Here is a 21,038-nt window from a genome sequence, read left to right as displayed (position 1 = left end):
GAATCACGGCTGTATGGACGAACGGGTTCCAGGCCTTGGCCCTGATCGTGGGCATGGCTCTAAGCGGTTGCTCAGAATGAGCGAGAAGATTGTCAGCGCGCAAGACGATGGCGATTTGCGAGGTGCTGCCTGCACCGCAGCAAGCCGGCTGCTCTCGACGACGGATATCTGGTCCGCTGGGCCCTCGCCGGCTCCTGCTCCCAAGCCTCTGCCCGTTGCGCCACCAGCGCCGCCGCCTGCTCGCATCGCGCAAGCTCCTCTGACAGTTGAGGCCGTGATCGCTGCGGCGCCAGTTGCACCCGCGCGGCTCCGCGCCAACCCATGGCCGCCGCAAAAACTGTCGCTGGCGCTTCAGGGCGGCGGCACCTTCGCCGCTTTCACCTGGGGCGTGCTGGAGCGGCTGCTGGAAGAGCCATCCATCGCGATCGAGACCATCAGCGGTGCCAGCGCCGGCGCCATCAACGCACTGCTGCTCGCCTCCGGTTTCGCCGAGGGTGGCCGTGAAGGCGCCCGCGCGCGGCTGAACCGGTTCTGGATCCGGCTGATGCACGAGGCCTCGTTCCGATCGCTGATGCTGATCGGCGGCTTCTCGCCGGCGGGAAGCTCGGTCGCGTTCGGTCCGACGCTACGCTCCGGCCAGTTCGATCCGTTCGACCTCGATCCGCTGCGGCAGGCGCTGTCGCGCGACATCAACTTTTCCGCCTTGCGCGACCCGCGCTGCCCGAAACTGCTGATCGCAGCAACCCGGATCCGCGACGGCCAGCAGCAGATCTTCCGCAACGACGTGATTACCGCAGACGTCGCGCTGGCCTCGACCTGTCCACCACTGGTTCATTGCGCGGTGGAGATCGATGGCGAGGCTTATTGGGACGGCGGCCTCGGCGGCAACCCGCCCCTGCTGCGGCTCCTGCAGGACACGACGAGCGCCGAAATCCTGCTGGTCCAGGTCACGCCGGCGCGCGACAGCTACGTGCCGATCACGCTCGCCGCGATCGACCGCAGGCTGGACCAGATCGCGGCCAACGCCGCCCTCAATGCCGAGATCGCGGCGATTGAATGGGCGCAATCGCAGGCCGCATCGTCGTTGCGGCTCTCCAGGATCGCCGCAGAGGATTTCGTCGACGGCCTGGCGCAGCGCTCGTCCACCGATCTCGGCCGCGGCTTCATTCGCGCGCTGCACCGGAGCGGCCGCGAGGCCGCCGGTCGCTGGCTCAAGCAAGGTACCGATCACAGCGCAGCGCCGGCCGCATCCGGCCAGCGCACCGTCGCCCTCGAACCTGCGCTAGCCTGATTTCGCCAGCGCCCGCTCCAGGAACCACGCCGTCGCCAGCGCATGCGCGTCGTTGCCGAACCGCGCGATCACCTGCACGCCAATCGGCAGGCCATTGGCCTTGAGCACCGGCACGTTGACGCAAGGGTTGCCCATCAGCGTCCACAGCCTGTTGTAGCGGGGGTCGCCGGTGCTCGCGAGCTCCTTGGCCGGCGGCGTGCCCGGCGCCGAATAGGTCAGCAGCACGTCGAACCCCTCGAACAACTCGCCAAGCTCGCGACGCCCGCGACGGCTGATCCGGCGTGCGTCGTCGTAGTCCCTGGGTGTGAGACCGACCGTCGCATCGAGACTGGCGCGCAGCATCGGTGCGATCTCGTCGTGGCGTTCGGAAAATTCCCAGGCGAGCGCGCGATGCGCCTCGAAGTCCTGAATGATCGGATGAATGCGCCAGGCCTCCTGCACCGCTTGCGGCAGATCGATGTTCTGCACGCTGGCGCCCGCCCGCGTCGCCGCCTTGATCGCGGCTTGCAGCCCCTCCTCCGCGGCCGGCTCCACGTCGCCGGCGAACTCCTGCCTGACGACGCCGATGCGCGGCGCTTTCGCCGGGACGATGCCGGCGAATTCGGTGCGGCCGGTCATCGCGAGCAGTCCGCGCGCGAGATCATCCGCGCGCGCGCCGAACAGGCCGACCGTGTCGAGCGCCCACGAATAGCATTTGACGCCGACCGTCGGCAGCATCCGGAACGACGGCTTGATCGCGGCGGTCCCGCAATAGGCGGCGGGGCGGATCACCGAGCCGCCGGTCTGGGTGCCCAGCGCCAGCGGGATCATGCCGGCGCCGACAGCCGCGGCCGAGCCCGAGGACGAGCCGCCCGGCGTATGGCCGAGATTGTGCGGATTGAGCGTCGGGGTCGGATCGCGCGAGGCGAACGCCGTGGTGGTGGTCTTGCCGATGATGGTGGCGCCCGCCCGTTTCAGCATCATCACGACAGGCGCGTCCGCGCGCGGCTGCCAGCCGCGATAGATCGACGATCCCATCTCGGTCGGGAAATTGGCGGTGTCGATGATGTCCTTGATCCCGACCGCGATGCCGCGCAGCGGCCCGGCGCCTTGCGCCTTCGCGGAGCTGTCGTGACGGACGAAGGCGTGGACGTCCTTCTCCCTGGCCTCGATGGCCGCATGCGATTGCGCGATGGCGGCCTCGGGCGAAAGTTCGCCCGCTTCGATGCGGCGCTGGAGATCGGCGAGTGAGATCATGGCAATACCCTTCTTATTGGGATCGCTTTTAGCATCGGCGCAAGGCCGCGCAAGCGCACGTCACTATTGCCCACGCCCTCAGGTTGTTCCATGCTACGCATGCAAGGAGCTGCCGTGGACGCCATCAATCCCAGCGTAGAGCTGACCGAGGCCGACAGGATCGACCGCCTGCGGCTGATCCGGTCCGACAATGTCGGGCCGCGCACGTTCCGGTCGCTGGTCGATCATTTCGGCACGGCGCGCGCGGCGCTGGAGCGACTGCCGGATCTCGCACGCCGCGGCGGTGCGCAGCGATCGGCGCGCATCTGTAGCGCCGACGAGGCGAAAGCCGAACTCGCCGCGAGCCGCAAGTTCGGCATCGCCTGGCTCGCGCCCGGCGAGGACGGCTATCCGGCGCGGCTGGCAACGCTCGACGATGCGCCGCCGCTGCTCGCCGTGCGCGGCGACAATGCAACGCTGATGCGGCCGATGATCGCAATCGTCGGCTCGCGCAACGCCTCCGGTGCAGGCTTGAAATTCGCCGGTCAGCTCGCCCGCGAACTTGGTGAAGCCGGCTTTGTCGTCATCTCCGGCCTCGCCCGCGGCGTCGACCAGGCCGCGCACCGCGCCAGCGTCGAGAGCGGCACCATCGCCGTGCTCGCCGGCGGCCATGACTGCATCTATCCGCCGGAGCATGGCGACCTGCTGGCCTCGATCCTCGACCGCAAGGGTGCCGCGATCTCCGAGATGCCGCTCGGCCACGAGCCGCGCGCCCGCGACTTCCCCCGCCGCAACCGGCTGATCTCGGGCGCCGCGCTCGGCGTCGTCGTGGTGGAGGCGGCGCATCGCTCGGGCTCACTGATCACCGCGCGAATGGCCGCCGAACAGGGGCGCGAAGTGTTCGCGGTGCCGGGTTCGCCGCTCGATCCGCGCGCCGCCGGCACCAACGATCTGATCAAGCAGGGCGCGACGCTCGTCACCGAAGCCGCCGACGTCGTCAACGCTGTCGCACCGATCATGGAGCGGCCGCTGATGCGCACCGCGAGCGAGCCCAGCAGCGAGCCGTTCGAAAGCGATCCGCAAGGACACGACCGCGACCAGATCACCGGCCTGCTCGGCCCTGCCCCTGTCACGATCGACGATCTCGTGCGGATGTCCGGCGCCTCGCCAGCGATCGTGCGCACCGTGCTCTTGGAGCTCGAACTCGCCGGCCGGCTCGAACGCCACGGCGGAGGCTTGGTCTCGCTGCTCTAAGGAGTGTTCCGCTTGTCGAAGCGCGTCCGCGCCGAGGCGATCTGCTCTTGATGCGTGATCGCCCATTCGCCGAGTGCCTTCACCGGCTGTTGCAGCCCGCGGCCGAGATCGGTCAGCTCGTAGTCCACGCGCGGCGGAATGGTCGGGAAGATCGTGCGTGTGACCAGGCCGTCACGCTCGAGCCCGCGCAGCGTCAAGGTCAGCATCCGCTGCGAGATGCCGTTGATCATGCGCTTGAGCTCGTTGAAGCGCTTCGGCCCATCGCTCAGCATCATGATGACGAACACGCTCCATTTGTCGCCGACGCGCGCGAGGATCGAGGCGACGCCGCGGCAGTCCGCATGGTTGGGATCCGGCATCGGCGTGGCAGGCAAATCGATGTGCGCAGGTTTCAGGGATGTGCCCATGGCTCAAAAAGGTGCGTTCTTGCGGGGATTTCGATAGTCACTCATGTAGCTCTGGTTACAAACTTATACCAGGGTGATCCCGAATGAAACTCCTCCACATCGACTCCAGCGTGCTCGGCTCCCACTCCGTTTCCCGGCAGGTCTCCGCCGCCATCGTCGATCGTCTCAGGCAGGCGACGCCATCGCTCGACATCGTCTATCGCGACCTGACGCAGAGCCCGCTCGCCCATCTCTCCGGTTCGCATCTCGCGGCCGCGCAAGGCGCGCCTGCCCCGGAGGAACTCGGCCCCGACCTCGCCGCCAGCAAGGCCGCGCTGGCCGAATTCCTTGCCGCCGACATCGTCGTGATCGGCGCGCCCATGTACAATTTCACGATTCCGAGCCAGCTCAAGGCCTGGATCGACCGGATCCTGGTGGCGGGGAAGACGTTCAGCTACGGGGCCAACGGACCGCAGGGTCTCGCCGGCGGCAAGCGCGTGATCTTCGCGATCTCGCGCGGGGGTTATTACGGCGCTGGCTCGCCCGCCTCGTCGCTGGAGCATCTGGAAACGTATCTGCGCGGCGTGTTCGGCTTCATGGGCATTCACAGTCCCGAATTCATCAGTGCCGACGGCATCCAGGTCGGGCCGGAGCATCGCGAGAAGTCGCTCGCAAGCGCGCTCGAGGCGGCGACCACGCTGCGCGCGGCCTGAGCGAACGCGTCAATCATCAGCCGCCGCAACTCAAGTAGCGGCGGCTGATCGACGGGGCCCGCTCGGCGAAGTTAGAACCAGGCGCCCTGAATGCCCAGGATGACGGCGACCAGCGAAACGAACAGGCCGATGCCGGAGAAAAGAACGATCCCGATGAACTCGGAGGTGTCGGAACGCTTGGCGGGAGCTGCGGAGTTTTCGGTGTAAATACGCGGTGCTGAAATCGGGGAAATAATACGAGCTGCCTTTGGCATATCGGGCTCCCTTGAAAATGAGTCTTCGTGACCCTGCCCGTAAAAGTGTCTTGGCAGCGCAAGCGAAGGTTCAACGCCTCACGCAAGGTTCAGAAAATACAGCTCGCGAGGCGTGGGAACCGGCCGGCGCAACCGGTTTGCGCGCGCCGACCGATTCAATTTTCACTTCAATCGATCAGCCGCGATAGATCGGCGCGCCGCTCGGCGAGGCGACCGCGCCGCCATCGACGAAGATTTCCTGGCCCTGCACATGCGCGGAATCGTCGGAGGCGAGGAACAGCACCGTCTTCGCGACGTGATCTGTTTCACCAATGCGCCCCAGCGGCGTCGTCAGTGCGATCCGCTTCTCGAACGCCTTCTCGGCTTCGGGCGTCGCGGTCGCAGGCCCCCAGATCGGCGTGCGGATCGCACCGGGCGCGACCACGTTGACGCGAATGCCGCGCGGCGACAGTTCTGATGCCATGATCCGCGCCATCGCCCGCACGCCGGCCTTGGCGGCGCCATACGCCGAATAGCCGGGAATGCCGAGCACGGAGATCACCGAGCCGCTGAGGATGATCGAAGCGTTGTCGTTGAGATAAGGCAGCGCGGACTGAACGGTGAAGAACACGCCGGTCAGATTGGTGCTGATGACCTTCTCGAAGACCTCCAGCGTGGCCGAACCGAGCGGCGTGCCGCCGGCGATGCCGGCATTGGCGAACACGATGTCGAACTTGCCGAACTTTTCGGCGCCCTTCTTGATCGCAGCTTCGGTGGCGGCGATGTCGGTGGCGTCCGCGGCCAGCGCGAGCGCGTTCGGACCGAGCTCCTTCGCGGCCGCCTCGAGCGTCTCCTTGTTGCGCCCGGTGATCACCACCTTGGCGCCCTCGGCCACGAACAGCTTTGCCGTTGCCAGTCCAATGCCGCTATTGCCGCCGGTGATCAGGGCCGTCTTGTTCTTCAGTCTCACGTTCGCCTCCAGTGGTTGCATCATAAAACTATGATTGCCATCTAGGACATATGGTTTTATGATGCAACCACACGAGCGCGTGATCGGCGACAGGACCGTGCGATCGCGAAAGGACCAGGCCATGGTGAAACGAACGAGCTTCGAGGGCGATGCGTGTCCGATCGCGCGATCGCTGGAAGCGATCGGCGACCGGTGGTCGGTGCTGATCATCCGCGAGGCGCTGTTCGGCCTGCGCCGCTTCGGCGAGTTTCAGAACAAGCTCGGCATGGCCAAAAACATCTTGTCGACGCGGCTGAGCGCACTGGTCGACCACGGAATCCTGACAACGGCCCCCGCGTCGGACGGCAGCGCCTATCAGGAGTATGTGTTGACGGAAAAGGGCCGCGGTACTTTCCCGATCCTGGTAGCCCTGCGGCAATGGAGCGAGGCCTTCGACGATCGCCCGTCGGAGATCGCGACCATCCTGGTCGATCGCGAGAAAGGCCGACCGGTGAAGAAGCTCGAGCTGCGCGCCGAGGATGGGCGATTGCTGACGCAAGCCGATACAACGCTGAAACCGCGGCCGGCGCCGCGGCGGCGGTCGGCGGGATAGCGGCGCGCTGTCTCTCCATCGTCGTCCTGGCGAAAGCCAGGACCCATTACCCCAAGGAGGAGTTTGGCGAAGCCTCGTCACCCGGAATTCGCACCGCGCTCAGGTCGACAGACCTCGCGGTATGGGTCCTGGCTTTCGCCAGGACGACTCCGGAGAGAGTGCGAACGTTGCGCGGCAGGGCTTGTACAAACCATCGACGGCGTCAAAGATGGGGGACACCGCAAAGTGGCACCACCATGCCCCTGCTCGCCATCGTCTATTTTTCCATCTCCGGCACCACGGAGAAGCTGGCGCATGCGGTTGCGCGCGGCGCGGATGGCAGGGCGCGGGTCACGCTATGTCGCATCACCGGCGAGGACATCGTGTCAGGCCGTTTCCAGAATGAGAGCTTACTGGAGACGATCGACCGCGCCGACGCAGTTGCGTTTGGCAGCCCGACCTACATGGGCGGACCAGCCGCTCAATTCAAAGCGCTTGCCGACGCTTCGAGCGATCGATGGAGCCGGCAGCAATGGGGCAACAAGATCGCAGCCGGATTCACCACGGGCGCCTGCGCAAGCGGCGATCAACTCCACACACTGTCCTACTTTTCCATTCTGGCCGCGCAGCACGGAATGCTGTGGTGCGGATTGGATATTCCGGGCGGGGAGGATCCGAGCGGCCGCAATCGTTTGGGCAGCCAGCTTGGCCTTGCGACGCATTTGGTCGACAGCACCTTGCCTCAAAGCGACCTCAGCACGGCCGAATATCTCGGCCAGCGATTGGCCAAAATGGCAAGCCGCAACGGCTAACCCCAGCGTCACTGCGGGCGCAGCACCTATCAGGCGTATGTGCTGACGGAAAAGGGCCCGCGGTACCTTGCCGACGCGGATACCACGCTGAAGTCGCGGCCGCCGCCGCGCGGCGGTCAGCGGGCGCGCGCTGTCTCTCCAACGTCGTCCTGGCGAAAGCCAGGACCCATTACCACAAGGAGGAGTTTGGCGAAGCCGCGTCCCCCGGAATTGGCACCGCGCTCAGGTCGATGGACCTCGCGGTATGGGTCCTGGCTTTCGCCAGGACGACTCCGGAGAGAGAAAGAGAGCGTGCGTGACGGATCCGCTCGGTCTTCGCCGCTACGACAGCTTGCGCTTGCTCCGTAGCCGCAGATGCTCGTCGGCCTCCAGCTTGGTCATTCCCAGGAGATAATGCAGCACGTCCAGCTTGTGCCGCTCGGCAAGCTTGCGCAGTGCCCCGACCTGCTCGGCGATGAAGGCGACCGCCTCCTCGACGCCGCCCTCCCCCGGTTCCTCGTGACGCGAGCCTCCCGCCGCGCGCGCTGCGGCGCCCGCCCGTTTCTTTCCTGGCTTAGTCACCAGCCCCCACCCGAATCCATCGCCCCGCAGAAACATTACGCCGACATCGGCCGCAACTCAAAGGTGGTAATTTGCAACTTTCTCGATATGAAACTTTTCCCATCGGGATGGCTTTCAACACCCCTCGATTTGACAGCGAGGGCCTCACCACCCATGTTCGGGACGAAAGGGCCGACCCGAATCTCATCGAATTCGGCCCCAAATTTCCCCATAAGTTACTGGAACTACATGAATATCGTCATTGTGGAGTCGCCGGCGAAAGCCAAGACGATCAACAAGTATTTGGGCTCGTCCTACGAGGTTCTGGCCTCGTTTGGCCATGTCCGCGACTTGCCCGCGAAGAACGGCTCCGTCGATCCCGACGCCAATTTCAAGATGATCTGGGAGGTCGACCCCAAGGCGGCCGGCCGGCTCAACGACATCGCCAAGTCCCTCAAGAACGCCGATCGCCTGATTCTCGCAACCGACCCTGATCGCGAGGGCGAGGCCATCTCCTGGCACGTACTGGAGGTCCTGAAAGAGAAGCGTGCGATCAAGGACCACAAGATCGAGCGCGTGGTGTTCAACGCCATCACCAAGCAGGCGGTCACGGACGCCATGAAGCATCCGCGCCAGATCGATGGTGCGCTGGTCGACGCCTATATGGCGCGGCGCGCGCTGGACTATCTCGTCGGCTTCACCCTCTCCCCCGTGCTGTGGCGCAAGCTGCCGGGCGCCCGCTCGGCCGGCCGCGTGCAGTCGGTGGCGCTGCGGCTGGTCTGCGACCGCGAGCTCGAGATCGAAAAGTTCGTCGCGCGCGAATACTGGTCGCTGATCGCGACCCTGCTGACGCCGCGCGGCGACGCCTTCGAGGCACGTCTGGTCGGCGCCGACGGCAAGAAGATCCAGCGCCTCGACATCGGCACCGGCGCGGAAGCCGAAGACTTCAAGAAGGCGCTGGAAGCAGCCGCCTACGCAGTGACCGCGGTCGATGCAAAGCCGGCCCGGCGCAATCCGCAGGCGCCCTTCACGACCTCGACGCTGCAGCAGGAAGCCAGCCGCAAATATGGCTTTGCGCCGGCGCACACCATGCGCATCGCGCAGCGGCTCTATGAAGGCATCGACATCGGCGGCGAGACCACCGGACTCATTACTTATATGCGTACCGACGGCGTGCAGATCGATCCGTCCGCGATCACCCAGGCACGCAAGGTGATCGGCGAGGATTACGGCAACGCTTACGTGCCGGACGCGCCGCGCCAGTACCAGGCCAAGGCCAAGAACGCCCAGGAAGCCCACGAAGCGATCCGGCCGACCGACATGTCGCGCCGCCCCGACAGCATGAGCCGCAAGCTCGAATCCGACCAGGCGAGACTCTATGAACTGATCTGGAAGCGCACCATCGCGAGCCAGATGGAATCGGCCGAGCTGGAACGCACCACGGTCGACATCACGGCGAAGGTCGGCGGCCGCACGCTGGACCTGCGCGCCACCGGCCAGGTCGTCAAGTTCGACGGCTTCCTCGCACTTTATCAGGAAGGCCGCGACGACGAGGAGGACGAGGACTCCCGCCGCCTGCCCGCGATGAGCCCCAACGACGCGCTGAAGCGGCAGTCGCTCGCCGTCACCCAGCACTTCACCGAGCCGCCGCCACGCTTCTCCGAGGCCTCGCTGGTCAAGCGCATGGAAGAGCTCGGCATCGGCCGGCCCTCGACCTATGCCTCGATCCTCCAGGTCCTCAAGGACCGCGGCTACGTCAAGCTCGAGAAGAAGCGCCTGCACGGCGAGGACAAGGGCCGCGTCGTGGTCGCGTTCCTCGAAAGCTTCTTTGCCCGCTACGTCGAATACGACTTCACCGCCAATCTGGAAGAGCAGCTCGACCGCATCTCCAACAACGAGATCTCCTGGCAGCAGGTGCTGAAGGATTTCTGGACCGGCTTCATCGGCGCCGTCGACGAGATCAAGGATCTGCGCGTGGCGCAGGTGCTCGACGTGCTCGACGACATGCTGGGACAGCACATCTATCCGGCGCGCACCGACGGCGGCGACATCAGGCAATGTCCGAGCTGCGGCAACGGACGGCTCAATCTCAAGGCCGGCAAGTTCGGCGCCTTCGTCGGCTGCTCCAACTATCCGGAATGCCGCTACACCCGTCAGCTCGCCGCCGACGGCGAGGCAACGGCCGATCGTTCGCTCGGCCAGGACCCTGATACGGGTCGCGATGTCTGGGTCAAGGCCGGCCGGTTCGGCCCCTACATCCAGCTCGGCGAGCAGAAGGATTATGCGGAGGGCGAGAAGCCGAGGCGCGCAGGCATTCCGAAGGGGACGTCCCCTGGAGATGTCGAGCTCGAGCTTGCGCTCAAACTGCTGTCGCTGCCGCGCGAGATCGGCAAGCATCCGGAAACCGGTGAGCCGATCACCGCGGGTCTCGGCCGCTTCGGGCCATTCGTGAAGCACGAGAAGACCTATGCCAGCCTCGAGGCCGGCGACGAAGTGTTCGACATCGGCATCAACCGCGCGGTGACCCTGATCGCGGAGAAGATCGCCAAGGGCCCGAGCCGCCGCTTCGGCGCCGATCCCGGCAAGGCGATCGGCGATCATCCCACCCTCGGCACCGTCACGGTGAAGGGCGGCCGCTACGGCGCCTATGTCACGGCGGGCGGCGTCAACGCGACGATCCCGAGCGACATCGAGAAAGACGCCATTACGCTGCCGCAGGCGATCGCGCTGATCGACGAGCGCGCGGCCAAGGGCGGCGGCAAGAAGCCGAAGAAGGCGGCTAAGCCGGCCAAGGCCAAGAAGGCTGCGGCGAAGGCCGCCGACGGCGATGACGCCGCGCCAAAAATCAAAAAGCCGGCCGCGAAGAAGGCGGCCAAACCCAAATCCGAATCCACCAGCAAGGCGCGCGCCGCCGTGTCGTCGACGGCCAAGACTTCGGCCATCAAGACTTCGCCGACCAAGGCAGCTGGCGCCAAAGCTCCGGCCAAGAAGAGTGCCGGCACCAAATAGAGGTTAAGTGAAACGCAAGAATGACCGTGGCTTTCCCGACCGGGCAGCCATCGTCGCCTTCATCAAGGCAAATCCCGGAAAGGTCGGAACCCGCGAAATTGCGCGCGAGTTCGGCCTGAAGAACGCCGATCGCGTCGAGCTCAAGCGCATGCTGCGCGAGCTCGCCGACGACGGCCTCGTCAAGAAGAAGCGCCATACGATTTCAGAGCCGGACAGCCTGCCGCCGACGCTGGTCGCCGACATCACCGGCCGCGATGCCGACGGCGAGCTGGTCGCCTCCCCCACCGAATGGGACGAAGTCGAAAGCGGCGAACCGCCAAAAATCCTCATCACGATGCCGCGCCGGCCCAAGCCCGGCACCGCGGCCGGCGTTGGCGATCGCGCGCTGCTGCGCGTTGAGCGCTCGGATGAAACCGAAGGCCCGGCCTATCGCGGCCACATCATCAAGGTCTTCGACAAGACCAAGAGCCGCATCCTCGGCGTCTTCCGCAGCCTGCCCGAGGGCGGCGGACGGATCATCCCCGTCGACAAGAAGTCCGCCGACCGCGAGCTGAACATCGCCCCGACCGAGACGCACGGCGCGCAGGACGGCGATCTCGTCAGCGTCGACATCATCCGCTCGCGCGGCTTTGGGCTGGCGTCAGGCCGCGTCAAGGAGAAGCTCGGCTCGGTCAAGTCGGAGAAGGCGATCAGCCTGATCGCGATCTACGCGCACGACATCCCGCTGCAATTCCGCCCCGCGGCGGAGCGCGAGGCCGAAGCGGCGGAGCCGGCCAATTTGAAGGGGCGCGAGGACTGGCGCGACGTCCCGCTGGTCACCATCGATCCGCCGGATGCCAAGGATCACGACGACGCGGTGCACGCGCAGCCGGATCCCGATCCCAACAACAAGGGCGGCTTCATCGTCGATGTCGCCATCGCCGACGTGAGCTTCTACGTGCGGCCCGGCACCGCGCTCGACCGCGACGCGCTCGACCGCGGCAACTCGGTCTATTTCCCCGACCGCGTCGTGCCGATGCTGCCCGAGCGCATCTCCAACAATCTGTGCTCGCTGGTGCCGGGCGAGCCGCGCGGCGCGCTCGCGGTGCGGATGATCATCGCCCCGGACGGGCGGAAACGATCGCACAGCTTCCATCGCATCCTGATGCGCTCTGCAGCCAAGCTGAGCTATGCCCAGGCGCAGGCCGCAATCGACGGAAGGCCGGACGACACCACCGGCCCCCTGCTCGATCCGATCCTGAGGCCGCTCTATGCCGCCTATGCCTGCGTCAAGCGCGCGCGAGACGAGCGCGATCCGCTCAATCTCGATCTGCCCGAGCGCAAGATCCTGCTGAAGAGTGACGGCACGGTCGACCGCGTCGTCGTGCCCGACAGGCTCGACGCGCACAAGCTGATCGAGGAGTTCATGATCCTCGCCAATGTCGCGGCAGCCGAGATGCTTGAGAAGAAATCGCTGCCGCTGATCTACCGCGTGCATGACGAGCCGACCCTGGAAAAGGTCCACGCGCTCGCGGAATTCCTGGCGACGCTGGACGTTCCGTTCGCAAAGGGCGGCGCGTTGCGCCCCGCTCTGTTCAACCGCGTGCTGGCGCAGCTCGAAGGTCACGACCACTTTCCGCTGGTGAGCGAGGTCGTGCTGCGCGCCCAGGCGCAGGCCGAATACTCCTCGGAGAATTACGGTCATTTCGGCCTGAATTTGCGCCGCTATGCGCATTTCACCTCGCCGATCCGCCGCTATGCCGACCTTGTCGTGCACCGTGCGCTGGTTCGCGCGCTCGGCCTCGGCGAAGGCGCGCTGCCCGACACCGAGACGCCGGAAACGTTGAGCGAAGTCGCAGCCCACATCTCGGTGACCGAGCGGCGCGCGATGAAAGCGGAGCGCGAGACCGTCGACCGCCTGATCGCCCATCACCTCGCCGACCGCATCGGGTCGAGCTTCCAGGGCCGTGTCTCCGGCGTCACGCGCGCCGGCCTGTTCGTCAAGCTGGCTGAGACCGGCGCCGACGGCCTGATCCCGATCCGATCCCTCGGCACGGAATATTTCAATTACGACGAAGGCCGCCACGCCCTGGTCGGCACACGCAGCGGCACCATGCATCAGCTCGGTGACGTCGTCGACGTCCGCCTGATCGAAGCAGCTCCCATCGCAGGTGCGCTGCGCTTCGAGCTGCTGTCCTCGACCGGTGAGACCGCGCCCCGCGGTCGCAGGTCCTCCGGTCCGCAGCGCCGCCCCTCGTTCAAGGCGCATCCCGGGCGCAGCCCCGACAAAAAGCGCAAGCCGGACAGGCCGAAAAAGCCCGGGAAGGGCAAAAAAGCCAAGGGAAAAAGCAAGGGCAAGGGCCAGAAGGGCAAGGCATGGTGAGCACGGCGCCGAAGATCTGGACCCGCGAGACCGGCCTCGTCGAGAAGCGCGACGTCTTTGCTGCGATGAGGCGCGGCTTTCGCGGCCGCTGCCCGCGCTGCGGCAAGGGAAAGCTGTTCCGCGCCTTTCTCAAGACCGCGGACAATTGCTCGGTCTGCGGCCTCGATGTCACGCCGCACCGCGCCGACGATTTGCCCGCCTATCTCGTCATCGTCATCGTCGGCCACATCGTGGTGCCCACCGTCCTCTGGATCGAGACCAATTACTCCACGCCGGTCTGGATCAGCTTCGCGGCCTATCTGCCCTTCACCTTCGCCGCCTCGCTGGCACTGCTGCAGCCGGTGAAGGGAGCCGTGGTCGGATTGCAATGGGCTCTGCGCATGCATGGGTTTGACGACAACCCGACGGATGGTATTCCGCCGGTGTAAGCAAAGTAAGCAAGAAGTGGTTTGGGTGAGGACATGACGGATACGTCGCAGACAGCCGACAAGGCCAAGATCCACGAGGGCAAGGAAGCCGATCACCATCCCTATTTCCGCCCGAAAGATGCCGCGACACTGATCCTGGTCGATCGCAGCGGAGCCATTCCAAAAGTGCTGGTCGGCAAGCGCCACGACAACGTGGTGTTCATGCCCGGAAAGTTCGTCTTCCCCGGCGGCCGCGTCGACAAGGACGATTATCGCGTGCCGTGCGCGGCGCCCGTCACCGCCGAGCTTGAAGCCAATCTCGCCAAGGGCAGTCCGAAGACGCCCGCCTCGCGCGCGAAGTCGCTGGCGATTGCCGCGATCCGCGAGGCCTGCGAGGAGACCGGTCTCTGCCTCGGGCGCAAAGCCGAGGTGAAGGCCAAGCTCGAAGGCGCCTGGAGGCCGTTCGCGGATGCGGGCCTGCTGCCCGACCCGTCCAGCCTGTTCCTGATCGCGCGCGCGATCACCCCGCCCGGTCGCGTCAAGCGCTTCGACACGCGCTTCTTCACGGCGGACGCCTCCGCGATCGCCCATCGCGTCGACGGCGTCATCCATGCCGATGCCGAGCTGGTCGAGCTGGTCTGGGTCGAGCTCGGCTCAAAGCCGCTCGCCGATCTGCATCCGATGACGCGCAACGTGCTCAACGAACTCGACGCGCGCCTCGCCACCGGCCCGCTCCGCCACGATGCGCCGGTGCCGTTCTTCCATTTCTACGGCGGCAAGATGCAGAAGGATATTTTGAGCTGATCCGTCCCTCCGGCTCGCGCGTTGGCGCGCGCGCCCCGGGAATGACGGGAATGTGCTGAGCGGCCACTCAAAAACAAAATAATCTTCCCGCCTTCCCCGATGGCGGAGTTCCGCGGCATGCCTATGTCTTCCGGAACGACACCAAGAACGGACACCGGGCGATGGCACAACGGCAACTCAAGCTTGGCGCGTTCATGCGCCCGATCAGCATCCACACCGGCGCCTGGCGCTATCCCGGGGCCTGGCCGGACGCCAATTTCAACTTCGGCCACATCAAGACGCTGATCCAGAAGCTCGAGGCCGGCAAGTTCGACGCCTTCTTCATGGCCGATCACCTCGCCGTGCTGAACATGCCGGTCAATGCGCTCAAGCGCAGCCACACGGTCACCTCGTTCGAGCCGTTCACGCTGCTGTCGGCGCTGTCGGCCGTGACCGGGCGGATTGGCCTGGTCGCGACGGGCTCGACCACGTTCGACGAGCCCTATCACGTCGCGCGGCGCTTCGCCTCGCTCGACCATCTCAGCGGCGGACGTGCGGGCTGGAACATCGTCACCACCTCGAACCCGGATGCGGCACTGAATTTCGGCCTCGACGACCACATGGAGCACGCCGAGCGCTACAAGCGCGCCCGCGAGTTCTACGACGTCGTCACGGGCCTGTGGGATTCCTTTGCCGACGACGCCTTCGTGCGCGATGTCGAAAGCGGCGTGTTCGTCGATCCCGCGAAGATGCATGTGCTCGACCATCACGGCAAATATCTGAAAGTGCGCGGCCCCCTCAACATCGCCCGCCCGGTCCAGGGCTGGCCGGTGATCGTGCAGGCCGGCGCCTCCGAGGACGGCAGGCAGCTCGCTGCAGAGACCGCGGAAGCAGTCTTCACCGGCGGCGGCAGCCTTGCCGACAGCCAGAAACTCTATGCCGACATCAAGGGCCGCATGGAGAAGGTCGGCCGCGATCCCGAACACCTCAAGATTCTCCCCGGCGCCTTCGTCGTGGTCGGCGACAGCGTCGACGAGGCCAGGGAGAAGCGTGCGCTGCTCGACAGCCGCGTGCATTACGACAGCGCCATCGCCTCGCTCTCGGTCATCCTCGGCACGGATGCCTCCGGCTTCGATCCGGATGGACCGCTTCCCGAAATCCCCGAAACCAACGCCAGCAAGAGCGGCCGCCAACGGATGGTCGACCTCGCCGCGCGCGACAAGCTCACGGTGCGCCAGCTCGCCCAGCGCGTCGGCGGCTATGGCGGGCTATCCTTCGTCGGCACGGCCAAAACCATCGCCGACCAGATGGAGGAATGGCTGGTCGGGCGCGGCTCCGACGGCTTCAACATCATGTTCCCGTTCCTGCCCGCCGGCCTCGACGATTTCGTCGACAAGGTGGTCCCGGAGCTGCAGCGCCGCGGGATTTTCCGGAAAGAGTACGAAGGGCCCACTTTGAGGGAGAATCTCGGCCTGCCGCGGCCTAAAAACCGGTTCTTCGAGGCCTGATCGGGCCGATTTGGGTGCTTTTCGAGCCCTAAAATCTTGACATCAGGCCGTTTCTGGCTAGGTTGCCGGCCAACGCGGGCCATTTGGCCGGCTCCAGATTCCCTTCATTCCTGAGGTTCTGAACATGGCCAAAGCGGTCACCATCAAGGTCAAGCTCGTGTCCTCGGCCGACACCGGCTTCTACTACGTCGCCAAGAAGAATTCGCGCACCATGACCGACAAGCTGGTCAAGAAGAAGTACGATCCCGTCGCGCGCAAGCACGTCGAATTCCGCGAAGCCAAGATCAAGTAAGAAGATCGCGGAACGTAGAAGACTTTTGCGGGGCCCTTTCGGGCCCCGTTTCATTATGCGCCCCATCCTCTCGTGTCCCGGACGCGCTGCAGGGCCCTTGCGCGGCTGCGCAGAACCGAACCCAGAAGCTACATAGCGCAATACGGAGACGTGGTCCCGGCTTTGCGGCACATCTTCGAGCGGACGTGCGTTGGCCGCGAACTCAAAAATCTGAACCACCACAGGCATCTTGGTTTACGCCTCCGCCCGTGATCATTGCGGCAAGGGCTTAACTCGATTCAGATCAACATGGTCTGCCGGCGGATCATTAAACCAAAACAGTGCCTAGCGAACCCAGCGACTTCCCCCAATTGAGCCGCCAGCGCACCCAAGAGCTGGCGGCCTTTGTCGCCTTGCTTCCGTACCGCTGCGCTCATCACATTGAACTTGATCTTTCTCAACCTTGCCTGCCGCTTTTTCCCATACCCTCAGTTGGGTTCCGCAAAACGCGGGGGAGGAACGATGCTCGTAAGAAAGCAACAAATTGTGCCTCAACGGCCAAGCTCGAGCGAACTGAATGCGCTCGCCGGGCACGCGGTGTTTTGCAGCGAATTCAAGTATCGACGCGGCACCGAGATCTTCGGAGAAGCGGAGCCGATCCAATATCTTTACCAGGTCAAGAGCGGAGCGGTTCGGAGCTATAAATTGTTGGCTGACGGTCGGCGACAGATCATGGCCTTTCATCTACCCGGTGATATCTTCGGCGTCGAGAACGGTTCAGCTCACCGATTTACCGCTGAGGCGATTGTCGAAACGATTGTCCGGCTGACCGATCGCCAGAATGTCGTCGAACAGAAGTGTGGCAGTGCGACCGCGACGAACAATGTGCTCAGGCTCGTCACGGGCAGCCTTCAACATGCCGAAACTCACATGCTGTTACTCGGGAGGAAAACGGCAATCGAGAAAGTCGCGGCTTTCTTGATCGAAATGGACGTCCGCTTGACTGCGGCCGGAGTGATGAGCCTTCCCATGAACCGTCGCGATATCGCGGACTATCTGGGGCTGACGCTGGAAACGGTGTCACGTGCCCTGTCACAACTCAGGGACCGTGACATTCTCAGCTTCATCGGGCAGTCCCAGCGACAAATCATATTGCGAGATCGAGCAAAATTGACCGAGTTCGATCAATGAGCGGAATTGATGCATTTGGTCTCCCTGGGGTCTCACGCGACTGACCATTGCGGGGCCGCTGCGATCAATTAGCTGAAATGCATCGCTTCTGGCGACGAACGCCGTGAGCGACAGATCCTCCGATCAGCTCCAGCACCTGTCCGCGACCGCAAGCGCTGCTTTGGACGATCATTCGCGCACCGGTTGGAATTGACCCGTCCGGCGGCTCTCCGGGGAGTTTGCGACCGGACGAAAAATCGACGGACGGAATCGATCGTTGCGGTTTCGCATTCGTGCCTGCGGCGTCCGCCGGCGAAGATCGGGCTGTCGCTCCGCTCTTGGGCCGCGTGCAACTTCCATCCTCCTGGAGCTCAAGGCCGCTCTTGCAGACAATCTTCGTACAAGCATCCCCCTCTGCTCTGAAACCTTGATCGCAAACCAGCGGACAAACCCGGCCTGACTTCGCCTTGATGGCATCCAGCGCATCGAAGCTCGCGAGCTTGGTGTCTAGTTTGGTCCCCGCATGCTTGTTGAACAGCGTCAGGGAGCGCTGTGACGAAGCGTTCCAGTCGCCATCCGCCGAGGCTGCCAGACAACCGACGCGGCGGAGTTCTGACTGCACCAGTCTTGTCACTTCCTGCGGTGACATCGCTGGCACGATCGAAGAAGGTGTTACAGCTGCGATCTTCTCCTCCGCGGCGGTAGAGCCTTGTTTCTCGGCCGCCTGCTTCCCGACCAGTTCGGCAACGGCCTTGTCGCTCGCGAGCTTGTCGGCGAGGGCCTTCTCGGCCCTGAGCTTGTCGGCGAGCGCCGTCGCAGCTGCCGCCTCGGCCTCCTTCCTCCGCTGCTCGGCTGCGGCCGCCTTGGCTTCCTCGACTTGCTTGGCCTTCTCGGCGGCGAGCCGGGCATCCTCGGCCGCCTTGGCGGCGGCTGCCGCCTTGTCCTGCTCGCCCTTCTTGGCTCGGTCGACGATGAGCCGGGCCTTCTCTTCTTCGGCTTGCCGAGCCTTCTCTGCGGCCGCAGCACGCGCATCCTCGGCAGCAATCCGATTCAGCTGGGCCTTGGCCAAGTCGGTGTAGAACCCGCTTGGATATCGGTTGAGAAAGGCGGCCCACACATCGCGAGTGCCGAGCTGGAGCGCCAATTCATAGTCGCGCCGGATCTCGCTGTCGGGGTTTGCCTGCGGTCCGGCAACGACCGGCTTTGCGGGGACGAGCGAGACATCTTCGCCGCCGAGCGAGCCGTAGACATAGGGTTCCTGCTTGTAGCCGGTGTTTTTCAATACATCGTCGCGGACGAATCCGAACGCCTTGCGCAAGTCGAGGCCCGGTGTCGGCAAGCGCTCGACAAGCGCTGCAGCGAATGGGCTGTTCCTGGAATCGCCATCCGAAGCCGTTGACCCCGCCTTCGCGGCGAATGCAATCATCGTATTCGGACTGGTCGGCTCGATCTTGGCGAGACCGCGGCCGATAGCGCGTGCAGCAACAGTCCTCTTCATGGTCTTGGCAAACGGATTGTCGCGGCAGGCATCGAGAATGATAAGCCGAAGCTGCTTCGCGGGCTCGACCGCGAACAGCGCACGATCAAGCCCCACGGTCTCGTCGAGAACGTCGCTGTCGGTCTCCAGAGTGGCATCGGTCGGGATCAGGTAATTGGTCCCGTCGAGCTCGATGCCGTGACCGGCGTAATAGATGACGGCGACCTCGGCGTCTCGCGCCCGTCCGCCGAAATCGCGCAGAGCCTTTCGCATCGCGGAGGCATTGAGATCGGCCCTGACGTCGATCCAGTCGAACCCCGCCTTCTTGAACATGCCACCGACCAGGGCGGCATCGTTCGCCGGATTGGCAAGCTTCGGCACGCTCTTGTAGGCGGAGTTTCCGATCACCAGCGCGACGCGGCGCTCGGCTTGTGCTGAGCCGCAGGACAGTCCGATGAAAAGACACGATAAAAGCCAGCGAAACGCGCTCATGACAGCCCCAGATAGCAGTATGCGCAGCCTAGGCGGAGCCTGCCAAAAGGCAAGTTCCGGCTCTGTGACGCCCATCACGCAACAATCCGACCTGCGACGGCAATGGACTGGAGCGCGAGGAAGCAAGTGTGACCCATCTCAAAGAGCTTGATGGAGCAATTCAATACCTCCAGCGGGATCGTTGCATGAACCCGGTCCATTCCCGTGAAGAGCCATTTGCCGTTGCTGGATCCGCTGCGCTTCGCTGCCGCCCTCGGCGTCGCCATGTTTCACCAGATGTTCTGGTCCTGGGCCTGGGTGTCGATTGGCGTCCCGGGTTTCGAACGCACCGTCGCCGCCGATGTTCTCTACCCGTCCGCCGCGCCCTTCACATGGTTCGGCTGGGTCGGCGTTGAAATCTTCTTTGTCATTTCCGGCTTCGTCATCGCGAATTCTGCAAGCACATCTTCGCCGGGCGAGTTTCTTCTTGGTCGCGCACTCCGGATTTATCCGGCGGTTTGGGTTTGCGCCACCGCGACCTTCCTCGTTCTTTTTATCTTCGGGAGCGGACCGGCATCCGAACTCGTTCTGCCCTACATTCACGCGATGCTGATGGTTCCCAAGGGAGTCACGGGACAGTGGCTCGACGAGGTCTACTGGACGCTAGCGGCCGAGACGGCATTTTATGGTCTCGTGTTCTGCGCGATGCTCACGAAGAAGGTCACCCTGCGGCACCTGGCCTGGGGCCTCACCATCTACAGCGCAATCTTCAATGCCGTCGCGCTGCTCGTGCTGTCATGCACGACGCCATCCGACTTGCCCTATCTTGTCATCCTGATGTTTCGGGTGCCGTGCGCAGCATTCCTGTTGTCGCATGGCTGCTTCTTTGCGCTGGGGATCTGGCTGTTCATTTCCGCGAACAGACAATTGACGGCGCTCGAACAGCTCGCAATCGCCATCACCTGTCTTTCGGGCGCAGCGGAAATCTACTTTTTCGCCTCGTTCTTCTTGACGTCCATCCCCGCCATCTCGGATCAATCAGCCCTTGTGCCGATCGCGGTTTGGGCGGCTGCGGTACTCCTCATTGCCCTCGCCGCGAATCGGCACAGGCATTCTGCGGGCATCGCGTCCCCCAAGACGCCAGCCTATTTGAGAACGCTCGGACTGATCACCTATCCGCTCTATCTCACCCACAACGTCATTGGCACGGCAATCATTCGTGCCCTGGTCGATGCCGGTTGGGAGGCCACCTCGGCCGTATGGGTCGCGTTGGGCATGCTTGTTCTGGTCTGCTGGTTCATTTGTGCGAAGGTCGAGCCCGCCGTCAGAAGCGCGCTGACACTGACCGTCGCGTATTTCGGAAAGCTGCCGGAGAGACAGCCTAAATCGAGACGTCCGGCGTTGGCTCGAGGGCTGCGCCCTCCGCTGCCCGTCTCGGTCAAGGTGACGGTCGCGGCGTCCTAGCCGCGCTCTCACAAGAGCTCTGCTGGCCGCAAGGCCATCCGCAGCACCGGTGTCGGCGGCTGCGACGGACAGCCTCCATGTCGCCCCTCGGCCGCGAGCTGACCCCGAGGGACGTTGATCCTCATCAAGCA

The 21,038-nt window shown here is 64.5% G+C and carries 19 protein-coding genes; 13 read left to right on the top strand and 6 right to left on the bottom strand.

The annotated features are described in order from the left end of the window. Nucleotides 1-76: 76 nt before the first annotated feature. Complete coding sequence (locus AC0L2J_RS18585; protein WP_473392884.1) at nucleotides 77-1,291, top strand: patatin-like phospholipase family protein; 1,215 nt, start codon at nucleotides 77-79, stop codon at nucleotides 1,289-1,291. Here AC0L2J_RS18585 and AC0L2J_RS18580 read toward each other — a convergent pair. Then, a complete protein-coding gene (locus AC0L2J_RS18580) occupies nucleotides 1,283-2,527 on the bottom strand; it encodes an amidase (protein ID WP_473392881.1) in 1,245 nt (414 codons plus the stop codon). The genes AC0L2J_RS18585 and AC0L2J_RS18580 overlap by 9 nt on opposite strands. 90 nt (nucleotides 2,528-2,617) lie before the next feature. On the opposite strand from AC0L2J_RS18580, the gene dprA reads away from it, so the two are divergent. Beyond that, the gene (gene dprA / locus AC0L2J_RS18575; RefSeq protein ID WP_473392877.1) at nucleotides 2,618-3,760 is read left to right on the top strand and encodes a DNA-processing protein DprA; all 1,143 of its coding nucleotides are present in this window, start codon (nucleotides 2,618-2,620) and stop codon (nucleotides 3,758-3,760) included. On the opposite strand, the gene AC0L2J_RS18570 is transcribed toward dprA, so the two are convergent. Beyond that, nucleotides 3,757-4,167: a winged helix-turn-helix transcriptional regulator gene (locus tag AC0L2J_RS18570; protein ID WP_473248018.1), complete on the bottom strand. Its 411-nt coding sequence runs from the start codon at nucleotides 4,165-4,167 to the stop codon at nucleotides 3,757-3,759. The genes dprA and AC0L2J_RS18570 overlap by 4 nt on opposite strands. A gap of 83 nt (nucleotides 4,168-4,250) precedes the next feature. Here AC0L2J_RS18570 and AC0L2J_RS18565 point away from each other — a divergent pair, with 83 nt between their 5' ends. Beyond that, the gene (locus AC0L2J_RS18565; protein ID WP_063996053.1) at nucleotides 4,251-4,859 is read left to right on the top strand and encodes an FMN-dependent NADH-azoreductase; all 609 of its coding nucleotides are present in this window, start codon (nucleotides 4,251-4,253) and stop codon (nucleotides 4,857-4,859) included. Between the two features lie 71 nt (nucleotides 4,860-4,930). Here the strand turns inward: AC0L2J_RS18565 and AC0L2J_RS18560 are convergent, their stop codons facing one another. Together AC0L2J_RS18560 and AC0L2J_RS18555 are read right to left on the bottom strand one after the other, a co-directional pair. Next, on the bottom strand, nucleotides 4,931-5,113 hold the full coding sequence (locus tag AC0L2J_RS18560) for a hypothetical protein (RefSeq protein ID WP_007611232.1): 183 nt from the start codon (nucleotides 5,111-5,113) through the stop codon (nucleotides 4,931-4,933). A 175-nt stretch (nucleotides 5,114-5,288) separates the two neighbouring features. Then, entirely contained in the window at nucleotides 5,289-6,062 is a 774-nt protein-coding gene (locus AC0L2J_RS18555; RefSeq protein ID WP_007611234.1) for an SDR family oxidoreductase, read from the bottom strand. Between the two features lie 121 nt (nucleotides 6,063-6,183). Between AC0L2J_RS18555 and AC0L2J_RS18550 the strand changes: the two genes are divergently transcribed. Continuing rightward, nucleotides 6,184-6,654 (top strand): winged helix-turn-helix transcriptional regulator, encoded by a 471-nt coding sequence (locus AC0L2J_RS18550; RefSeq protein WP_473392984.1) that lies wholly within the window; start codon nucleotides 6,184-6,186, stop codon nucleotides 6,652-6,654. Between the two features lie 236 nt (nucleotides 6,655-6,890). Then, on the top strand, nucleotides 6,891-7,445 hold the full coding sequence (locus AC0L2J_RS18545) for a flavodoxin family protein (RefSeq protein WP_063996052.1): 555 nt from the start codon (nucleotides 6,891-6,893) through the stop codon (nucleotides 7,443-7,445). Between the two features lie 321 nt (nucleotides 7,446-7,766). Here the strand turns inward: AC0L2J_RS18545 and AC0L2J_RS18540 are convergent, their stop codons facing one another. Then, nucleotides 7,767-8,006 carry a hypothetical protein gene (locus AC0L2J_RS18540; protein ID WP_473248022.1) on the bottom strand — a complete coding sequence of 80 codons (240 nt, stop codon included), beginning with the start codon at nucleotides 8,004-8,006 and terminating at the stop codon, nucleotides 7,767-7,769. Between the two features lie 228 nt (nucleotides 8,007-8,234). Between AC0L2J_RS18540 and topA the strand changes: the two genes are divergently transcribed. The 7 genes from topA to AC0L2J_RS18505 all read left to right on the top strand — a co-directional run bounded on the left by topA (nucleotide 8,235) and on the right by AC0L2J_RS18505 (nucleotide 17,516). Next, the gene (gene topA, locus AC0L2J_RS18535; protein WP_473392869.1) at nucleotides 8,235-10,994 is read left to right on the top strand and encodes a type I DNA topoisomerase; all 2,760 of its coding nucleotides are present in this window, start codon (nucleotides 8,235-8,237) and stop codon (nucleotides 10,992-10,994) included. A 7-nt stretch (nucleotides 10,995-11,001) separates the two neighbouring features. Continuing rightward, nucleotides 11,002-13,356: a ribonuclease R gene (gene rnr / locus AC0L2J_RS18530; protein WP_473392866.1), complete on the top strand. Its 2,355-nt coding sequence runs from the start codon at nucleotides 11,002-11,004 to the stop codon at nucleotides 13,354-13,356. Further along, nucleotides 13,350-13,784, top strand: coding sequence for a DUF983 domain-containing protein (locus AC0L2J_RS18525; protein WP_007611241.1), 435 nt, complete (start codon nucleotides 13,350-13,352; stop codon nucleotides 13,782-13,784). Before rnr ends, AC0L2J_RS18525 begins: the two co-directional genes overlap by 7 nt. 33 nt (nucleotides 13,785-13,817) lie before the next feature. Then, nucleotides 13,818-14,567 (top strand): NUDIX hydrolase, encoded by a 750-nt coding sequence (locus tag AC0L2J_RS18520; protein ID WP_007611242.1) that lies wholly within the window; start codon nucleotides 13,818-13,820, stop codon nucleotides 14,565-14,567. 161 nt (nucleotides 14,568-14,728) lie between these two features. Then, nucleotides 14,729-16,054, top strand: coding sequence for an LLM class flavin-dependent oxidoreductase (locus AC0L2J_RS18515; protein ID WP_473392858.1), 1,326 nt, complete (start codon nucleotides 14,729-14,731; stop codon nucleotides 16,052-16,054). Nucleotides 16,055-16,178: 124 nt separating this feature from the next. Then, a complete protein-coding gene (gene rpmG, locus AC0L2J_RS18510; RefSeq protein WP_007603295.1) occupies nucleotides 16,179-16,346 on the top strand; it encodes a 50S ribosomal protein L33 in 168 nt (55 codons plus the stop codon). A 501-nt stretch (nucleotides 16,347-16,847) separates the two neighbouring features. Then, nucleotides 16,848-17,516, top strand: a complete 669-nt coding sequence (locus tag AC0L2J_RS18505) for a helix-turn-helix domain-containing protein (protein WP_007611247.1) — start codon at nucleotides 16,848-16,850, stop codon at nucleotides 17,514-17,516. Nucleotides 17,517-17,580: 64 nt separating this feature from the next. Here the strand turns inward: AC0L2J_RS18505 and AC0L2J_RS18500 are convergent, their stop codons facing one another. Continuing rightward, nucleotides 17,581-19,464 carry a caspase family protein gene (locus tag AC0L2J_RS18500; RefSeq protein WP_473248028.1) on the bottom strand — a complete coding sequence of 628 codons (1,884 nt, stop codon included), beginning with the start codon at nucleotides 19,462-19,464 and terminating at the stop codon, nucleotides 17,581-17,583. 222 nt (nucleotides 19,465-19,686) lie between these two features. On the opposite strand from AC0L2J_RS18500, the gene AC0L2J_RS18495 reads away from it, so the two are divergent. Beyond that, complete coding sequence (locus AC0L2J_RS18495; protein ID WP_473392852.1) at nucleotides 19,687-20,907, top strand: acyltransferase family protein; 1,221 nt, start codon at nucleotides 19,687-19,689, stop codon at nucleotides 20,905-20,907. Nucleotides 20,908-21,038 lie beyond the last annotated feature (131 nt).

The sequence above is a fragment of the Bradyrhizobium sp. MV1.5 genome (assembly GCF_055807615.1).
This window is presented reverse-complemented; position numbering and strand designations above follow the sequence as displayed.

Coding starts and splice junctions, on each gene's coding strand:
- AC0L2J_RS18585 (WP_473392884.1), top strand. CDS start 77: ATGAGCGAGAAGATTGTCAGCGCGCAAGACGATGGCGATTTGCGAGGT.
- AC0L2J_RS18580 (WP_473392881.1), bottom strand. CDS start 2,527: ATGATCTCACTCGCCGATCTCCAGCGCCGCATCGAAGCGGGCGAACTT.
- dprA (WP_473392877.1), top strand. CDS start 2,618: ATGCTACGCATGCAAGGAGCTGCCGTGGACGCCATCAATCCCAGCGTA.
- AC0L2J_RS18570 (WP_473248018.1), bottom strand. CDS start 4,167: ATGGGCACATCCCTGAAACCTGCGCACATCGATTTGCCTGCCACGCCG.
- AC0L2J_RS18565 (WP_063996053.1), top strand. CDS start 4,251: ATGAAACTCCTCCACATCGACTCCAGCGTGCTCGGCTCCCACTCCGTT.
- AC0L2J_RS18560 (WP_007611232.1), bottom strand. CDS start 5,113: ATGCCAAAGGCAGCTCGTATTATTTCCCCGATTTCAGCACCGCGTATT.
- AC0L2J_RS18550 (WP_473392984.1), top strand. CDS start 6,184: ATGGTGAAACGAACGAGCTTCGAGGGCGATGCGTGTCCGATCGCGCGA.
- AC0L2J_RS18545 (WP_063996052.1), top strand. CDS start 6,891: ATGCCCCTGCTCGCCATCGTCTATTTTTCCATCTCCGGCACCACGGAG.
- topA (WP_473392869.1), top strand. CDS start 8,235: ATGAATATCGTCATTGTGGAGTCGCCGGCGAAAGCCAAGACGATCAAC.
- AC0L2J_RS18525 (WP_007611241.1), top strand. CDS start 13,350: ATGGTGAGCACGGCGCCGAAGATCTGGACCCGCGAGACCGGCCTCGTC.
- AC0L2J_RS18520 (WP_007611242.1), top strand. CDS start 13,818: ATGACGGATACGTCGCAGACAGCCGACAAGGCCAAGATCCACGAGGGC.
- AC0L2J_RS18515 (WP_473392858.1), top strand. CDS start 14,729: ATGGCACAACGGCAACTCAAGCTTGGCGCGTTCATGCGCCCGATCAGC.
- rpmG (WP_007603295.1), top strand. CDS start 16,179: ATGGCCAAAGCGGTCACCATCAAGGTCAAGCTCGTGTCCTCGGCCGAC.
- AC0L2J_RS18505 (WP_007611247.1), top strand. CDS start 16,848: ATGCTCGTAAGAAAGCAACAAATTGTGCCTCAACGGCCAAGCTCGAGC.
- AC0L2J_RS18500 (WP_473248028.1), bottom strand. CDS start 19,464: ATGAGCGCGTTTCGCTGGCTTTTATCGTGTCTTTTCATCGGACTGTCC.